General features: G+C 78.3%; 2 protein-coding genes. Both read left to right on the top strand.

The genetic code is table 11. The features are described 5' to 3' along the window. Positions 1 to 653 (top strand): PEP-utilizing enzyme (locus GTQ99_RS23285; protein WP_240898006.1); only part of this gene is annotated, 653 nt, incomplete at its 5' end. Further along, positions 650 to 1,249: a hypothetical protein gene (locus GTQ99_RS23280; protein ID WP_166618021.1), complete on the top strand. Its 600-nt coding sequence runs from the start codon at positions 650 to 652 to the stop codon at positions 1,247 to 1,249. The genes GTQ99_RS23285 and GTQ99_RS23280, both read left to right, overlap by 4 nt. The last annotated feature ends 127 nt before the right edge of the window (positions 1,250 to 1,376 follow it).

The following is a 1,376-nucleotide window of genomic DNA, read 5'->3' as shown; positions in this document are numbered from 1 at the left end:
GCCTCGGCACGGGGGTCGTGGGCGGAACCGTCACCCCCTGCTCCTGGACCGTCGACGGCCGCACCGCCACCCGCCGGCCCGGCGGCCGGGGCCCGCTGCTGACGCGGGCGCAGGCCCTCGACCTCGCCGACGTCGGCCGCCGGGTCGAGGCGGTGCTCGGGGGCCCGCAGGACGTCGAGTGGGCGATCGCGGGCGGCACCACCTGGGTGCTGCAGTCCCGCCCCGTCACCACGACCCCCTCCACCACCGGCGCGAGCGCGCACCGCGCCCGCCGGGGCGGCGCGCCCGGCCGGGTGCTGGCCACCGGCACGCCCGCCAGCCCCGGCGCCGCCGAGGGGCCCGCGCGGATCGTGGCGGGGCTGGACGACTTCGCCCGCTTCGCCGCGGGCGACGTGCTGGTCTGCCGCACCACCTCCCCGGCCTGGACGCCCCTGCTGGCCCGTGCCGCGGCCGTCGTCACCGAGATCGGCGGCCTGCTCGCCCACGCCGCGATCGTGGCCCGCGAGTTCGGCGTCCCGGCGGTCCTGGCCGTCCCCGGTGCCACGAGCGTCCTCGGCGAGGGGCAGCGCGTGGCCGTCGACGGGTCCGCGGGGACCGTCTCCACCCCCGCGACCACCACCGCGACCACCACCGAGCCGCCGGAGGAGCCGTGAGCCGCATCTCCCCGCTCGACCTGCGGGTGCTGCACGCCGTGCGGACCCTGGGCTACGCGCCCACCCCGCGCATCGCCGCCCACGTGCGGGAACCCGAGGACGTGGTCCGCGAGCACCTCCTGGACGCCCAGGCCCGCGGCTGGATCGCCCTCAGCTCCTGCGCCGGTGACGAGGGCTGGTCGCCGACCGAGTCCGGCAAGGCCCACGGGGAGCGCCTGCTCGCGCTGGAGCTCGACGCGGCCGGCGCCCGGGCGGCGGTCGAGGCCGCCCACGAGGACTTCCTGCTGCACAACGACGCCGTGGCCGCGGCCTGCACCGCGTGGCAGCTCGCCGAGCTCGGGATCGGCGAGCACCCCCCGACCCTGGCCGCCACGATCGCCGCGCTGCAGGCCCCCGCGACCGCGCTGGCGGGCGTCGAGCACCGCCTGACCGCCCACCTGGAGCGGTTCACCGGCTACCACCGCCGCTTCGCCGCCGCCCTGGCGAGGGCCGGCGCGGAACCCGCGTGGATCACCGGGACCGACCGCGACTCCTGCCACCGGGTGTGGTTCGAGCTGCACGAGGACCTCATCGCCACCCTGGGCCTGACCCGCTGACCACCCCGGCCGGTCGCTCCGTGCGGGTGCACGCTCAACACATCGGCCGCGAGCCGCGTTGAGAGGGGGCAAGCCCGCACGAACGCTCCCAGGAGGAACCCGTGGACCCCGTCACCACCCCCGTCAC

This window comes from Kineococcus vitellinus (assembly GCF_009906315.1).
GTDB classification, from domain to species: domain Bacteria; phylum Actinomycetota; class Actinomycetes; order Actinomycetales; family Kineococcaceae; genus Kineococcus; species Kineococcus vitellinus.
This window is presented reverse-complemented; position numbering and strand designations above follow the sequence as displayed.